This is a genomic window from Sphingomonas bacterium (assembly GCF_903644055.1).
Lineage (GTDB): Bacteria > Pseudomonadota > Alphaproteobacteria > Sphingomonadales > Sphingomonadaceae > Sphingomonas_I.
Map to the genome: position 1 here is coordinate 1 of NZ_CAHJXD010000226.1, position 5,136 is coordinate 5,136.

Consider the following 5,136-nt stretch of genomic DNA (forward strand, 5'->3'; position numbering starts at 1 on the left):
CGCGGAGGCGGCGAGCGCCGGGATCGCCGAGGGGGCCTGCGCGGCGGCGGGAAGCGCGCCTGCCAGCCCGGCGAAGGCCGTGGCGGCGATGGTGAGACCCCGGATCGTCTTGAACACTCTCGTCATTCCCTAGCAGGGGCCACGGTGTGGGCATCGGCACCGGGCGGCATCGCCGATCCGGCAGTTGGGCCGTCTCAAACACCCGTTCGCCCCGAAATGCAAGCTGTTGAAGGCCGCGAATCCCCGGTCTATCGCGCGCCTTGATTTAGGTGATGATCGGATGGAGGGCCCCACGATGACCGACGAGGAGGTGCTCGCCGAATTCCGCGCGGCCGATGCGCTGCTCGAGGGGCATTTCATCCTCTCCTCGGGGCTGCGATCGCCGATTTTCCTCCAGAAAATGCGGATATTCGAGGATCCCGTGCGCACCGGGCGGGTATGCGCCGCATTGGGCCGATTGATCCGCGAGTCGTTCGGCCAGGTCGATATCGTCGTCTCCCCCGCGATCGGCGGGATCATCCCGGGATATGAGACGGCGCGCGCGCTGGGTTGCAAGGCGGTGTTCGTCGAGCGGGAGGAGGGCGAATTCCAGCTACGCCGCGGCTTCGAGATTCCGCCGGGCGCCCGGATCGTCATGGTCGAGGATATCGTCACCACCGGGCTTTCCTCGCGCGAGTGCATCGCCGCGATCCGCCGGCATCCGGGCGAATTGCTCGGCGCGGCGTGCATCGTCGATCGATCGAACGGCAAGGCCGATATCGGCGCGCCGCTGGTTTCGCTGCTCAGGATGGACATACCGGCCTATCCGGCGGACCAGCTTCCTCCCGGCCTCGCCGCGATCCCGGCGGTCAAGCCCGGCAGCAGGGCCATGGCGTGATAGTCGCGCTGGCACTCGCGGCGGCGGCGGTCGCCGCCCGCGTCGACAGCGTTGCCGCCCAGGCGAAACTCTCCGGCGAGATCCTGGTCGCGAGGGGCGATTCGGTGCTGCTCGACAAGGGCTATGGCGCGGTCGCGCCCGATGGCCGCGTGATGCACAAGGCGGGCGAGCGCTGGCGGCTGGCGTCGGTGACGAAGCAGGTCGTGGCGACTCTCGTGATGCGGCGGGTGGCGGCGGGCGGTTTCGGCCTGGATGCCCCGGCGCGCGGCGCGATCAGCTATCGACAGTTGCTGACCCATCACAGCGGCCTGCCCAATCCGGACGCGACTCCGGACACAGGCGGCATTCCGGCTTTTTACACCAAGCCCAAGCCTGACCTTGCCTATTGCACCGCCAAGCCGATCGCCGCGCCGGGCGGGGCGTTCAGCTACAATAATTGCGATTATCTGCTGCTCGGCGCCGCGCTCGGCCCGCGCCTGGCCTGGCCCGGGGGCATGGCGATGGCCCGGCCCGGCGAGATCGGCGTGCCCGGCTATGTCGGCGGCAAGCCCGAGCCCAGGCTCTCGCTCGCCAGTTTCGGCGCGGCGGGCGGACTGATGGGCACGGCCCGCGCGCTGTTCCGCTTCGATCGCGACCTGATGACCGGCAAGCTGCTGCCGCCGTCCGCGCTGGCCGAATTGTGGAAGCCGGAGGGCGGGCGCAGCTATCAGGCGCTCGGCCAATGGGTGTTCCCGGGGCAGCTCAAGGGCTGCGGCGCGGCCAAGCGGATCGTGCAGCGCGATGGCGAGATCGGCGGCGTGCAGACGCGCAACTATATCCTGCCGGACGACGATCTGGTCGTCATGGTCTTCACCAACCGGGGTTCGGACGATTTTTCGTTCGGGGAAATCTGGCAGGGCAAGGGCTTCGCCTACGACCTGCTTTCGGCGGTCGCCTGCGGATGAGCAGGCTCCGCCTCGGCGTCAACATCGATCATGTCGCGACGGTGCGCAACGCGCGCGGGGGCGCGCATCCCGATCCGGTGCGCGCGGCGATCGTCGCGGCGGAAGCGGGGGCGGACGGGATCACCGCGCACCTGCGCGAGGATCGCCGCCATATCGGCGACGGCGATATCGAGCGGCTGATGGCGGCGACCCCGCTGCCCCTCAACCTGGAGATGGCGGCGACGGAGGAGATGCTCGGCATCGCGCTCCGCCACCGCCCACACGCCGCCTGCATCGTCCCCGAACGGCGCGAGGAGCGCACCACCGAGGGCGGGCTCGACGCCGCCGGCCAGTTTGCCACGCTGGCGCCGATCGTCGCGCGCCTGGGGGAGGCGGGTATCCGCGTCAGCCTGTTCATCGAGCCCTCGGCGCGGCAGGTCGAAGCGGCGCTGCGGCTCGGCGCGCCCGTCGTCGAACTCCACACCGGCGCCTATGCGCATGCCGAGGGCGAGGCGGAGGCGGCGGAATTGCGCCGGATCGCCGACGCCGCGGCACTTGCCGCGCGCAACGGCATCGAGCCGCACGCCGGGCACGGCCTGACCTACGACAATGTCGCGCCCATCGCCGCGATCCCGCAACTCGCCGAACTCAACATCGGCCACTTCCTGATCGGCGAGGCGATCTTCGCCGGGCTCGACCCCGCGATCCGCGAGATGCGCGCGCGGATGGACGCGGCCAGGTGATCCTTCCCGGCACGGAGAGGTGGCGGGCCATCGGTCTTCTCCACCGGCGTCACGCTTTGCGGAGAGCCCCCTCCACCCCCCGCTGCGCGGACGGTCCCCCTCCCCGTGCCGGGGAGGAATGGCGATGATCGTCGGGCTCGGTTCGGACCTCTGCAATATCGAGCGGATCCAGCAATCGCTCGATCGCTTCGGGGATCGCTTCATCGAACGCTGCTTCACGCGGATCGAGCAGGCCAGGGCCGCCAAGCGCCCGCTGACCCGCGCCGGCACCTTGGCCAAGCGCTTCGCCGCCAAGGAAGCCTGTTCGAAGGCGCTGGGCACGGGCTTTCGCGACGGCGTGTTCTTGAAGGACATCGGCGTCGCCAACCTGCCTTCGGGCCAGCCGACGCTGATCCTGACCGGCGGCGCGAAGGCCAGGCTTGACGCCTTGACCCCGCCGGGCCACGCGATCGATATTCACCTGACGCTCACCGACGACCACCCATGGGCGCAGGCGTTCGTCATCCTCTTCGCCCGCCGGCAAGAAAGCTAAGGAACATGCGTTGAGCGATACGCCCGAACTCGTCGCACCCGGCATCGCGTCCGCCAAGGCCGCGCCGAAGAAGACCGACTGGTGGGCCGAGCTCAAGGGCATCTTCTGGCTGGTGCTGGGCGTGCTGGCGGTGTGGAGCTTCGTCGCCAAGCCCTTCTACATCCCGTCGGAATCGATGATGCCGACGCTCATCAAAGGCGATCGGCTGATCGTCACCAAATATCCCTACGGCTGGTCCTACGTCTCGCCTTCCTTCCATGTGCTGCCGTTCATCCATGGGCGGCTCTTCGGGCGGATGCCGCAGCAGGGCGACGTCGTGATCCTCAAGCCGCCGATGGAGAATAGCGACTATATCAAGCGCGTGATCGGGCTGCCCGGCGATACGATCGAGGTCAATCGCGGCATCCTTTCGATCAACGGCGTGCCCGTGAAGCGCGAATCGCGCGGGCTGCTCAAGCTGCCGATCGACGCCAATTTGCCCTGCGCATCGCCGCTGGAGAGCGAGCATCGCGTCACCGAGAGCGACGGCAAGGCCTATTGCGAGCTGCCGATCTTCCACGAGACATTGCCCAACGGCCGCAACTTCGACACCGTCGATTTCGGCTATCAGCCCGGCAGCGGCGACGATTACGGCCCGATCACCGTGCCGCCGGGCCAGGTCTTCGTGATGGGCGACAACCGCGACGAGAGCGCCGACAGCCGCTACGAAGCGTGGCAGCAGGGGTTGGGTGGGCCGATCCCGTGGGAGAATCTCGGCGGGCGCGCCGATTTCATCACCTTCTCCTATGACGGCACGACCCAGCTCTGGAACCCGCTGAGCTGGATCACCGCGCTGCGCCGTGGCCGCGCGGGCATCGATCTCCACCCGGCGCGCGCGGGCCGGTGAAGCAGGGCGATCCGAATACCGCCAAGGGGCCGGAGGAACCCGGTCCATCGGATTTCAGCGATCCGCTGACCGGCCGCGAGCTGCGCCGCGCGATCGCCTGGACCGCGGTGGTGCTGACCGTCGTGCTGGTCTGGTATCTTTCCGAGCCGCTGCTGCTGATCGTCGGCGGCATCGTCTTCGCGCAGATGCTCGACGGCGGCGTGCGATTGCTCGGCAAGGTGCTGCCGATCAGGCGCAGCCTGCGCCTCGCGATCGTCGCGGTGCTGGTGGTGATCTTCCTGATCGGCTTCCTGGTGCTCGCGGGCACGCAGCTCGCGGGGCAGGCGCAAGCGCTTCAGACGGTGGTGATGCTCCAGGTCCAGCGCGGGCTCGGCTGGCTGCACGCGCGCGGGCTGCTTCCCCAGGACGCGGGCGTCGGGCAGATCGCGCAGCAGTTCATGGGGTCGTTCGGCAAGGTCACGGCGGCCCTGGGCACCGCGCTCGGCGCGCTCTCCAGCCTGGTGATGATCGTCGTCATCGGGCTGTTCATCGCGATGGAGCCGAGGCTGTACGAGCGCGGTCTCGCCTGGATGCTGCCGATGACCAAGCGCGACGAATTCTATCGGACCACCGAGCTGATGGGGCGCACGCTGCGGCGGCTGATGGCGGGACGGCTGCTCGGCATGGCGGTCGAGGGGCTGTTCGTCGGCATCGCTCTGTCGATCGTCGGCGTGCCGATGGCGCCTCTGCTCGGCATCCTCACCGGGCTGCTCGCCTTCCTGCCCAACATCGGCGCGATCGTCTCGGGCATCCTGATCGTGCTGGTCGGCTTTTCGGCGGGGTCCAGCACCGGCATCGGCGCGATCATCGTCTATGTCGCGGTGCAGACCTTCGATGGCTATGTCATCGTACCGATGGTGGCGCGCCGCTCGGTCGATCTGGCGCCCGCGCTGGTGCTGGGCTGCCAGCTCCTGCTCGGCGCGCTGTTCGGCATCCTCGGCCTCGCGCTCGCCGATCCGATCGTCGCGATGGTCAAGGTGCTGCTCGAGAAGAAGAGCGAGATCGGCGCCGAGGAAGCACGGGCGGCGGGTTAGGGTCCGTCCCGTTAACATTGAACTCTCGTCACCCCGGCCTTGAGCCGGGGTCCCGCTGCCTGCCGACGCTGAAGAAGAAGCGGGACCCCGGCTCAAGGCCGG

At 68.7% G+C, this 5,136-nt stretch carries 6 protein-coding genes; all 6 read left to right on the plus strand.

Annotation, left to right across the window (positions count from 1 at the left end; genetic code table 11):
• Positions 1-295: 295 nt before the first annotated feature.
• The 6 genes from pyrE to HUU94_RS10030 all read left to right on the plus strand — a co-directional run bounded on the left by pyrE (position 296) and on the right by HUU94_RS10030 (position 5,034).
• Positions 296-877: an orotate phosphoribosyltransferase gene (gene pyrE / locus HUU94_RS10005; protein ID WP_174274940.1), complete on the plus strand. Its 582-nt coding sequence runs from the start codon at positions 296-298 to the stop codon at positions 875-877.
• Positions 874-1,821, plus strand: coding sequence for a serine hydrolase domain-containing protein (locus HUU94_RS10010; protein WP_174274941.1), 948 nt, complete (start codon positions 874-876; stop codon positions 1,819-1,821). Before pyrE ends, HUU94_RS10010 begins: the two co-directional genes overlap by 4 nt.
• Positions 1,818-2,543 (plus strand): pyridoxine 5'-phosphate synthase, encoded by a 726-nt coding sequence (locus HUU94_RS10015; RefSeq protein ID WP_174274942.1) that lies wholly within the window; start codon positions 1,818-1,820, stop codon positions 2,541-2,543. Before HUU94_RS10010 ends, HUU94_RS10015 begins: the two co-directional genes overlap by 4 nt.
• Positions 2,544-2,667: 124 nt before the next feature.
• On the plus strand, positions 2,668-3,075 hold the full coding sequence (gene acpS, locus HUU94_RS10020) for a holo-ACP synthase (protein ID WP_174274943.1): 408 nt from the start codon (positions 2,668-2,670) through the stop codon (positions 3,073-3,075).
• 10 nt (positions 3,076-3,085) lie between these two features.
• On the plus strand, positions 3,086-3,961 hold the full coding sequence (gene lepB, locus HUU94_RS10025; RefSeq protein ID WP_174274944.1) for a signal peptidase I: 876 nt from the start codon (positions 3,086-3,088) through the stop codon (positions 3,959-3,961).
• On the plus strand, positions 3,958-5,034 hold the full coding sequence (locus tag HUU94_RS10030; protein WP_174274945.1) for an AI-2E family transporter: 1,077 nt from the start codon (positions 3,958-3,960) through the stop codon (positions 5,032-5,034). Before lepB ends, HUU94_RS10030 begins: the two co-directional genes overlap by 4 nt.
• Positions 5,035-5,136 lie beyond the last annotated feature (102 nt).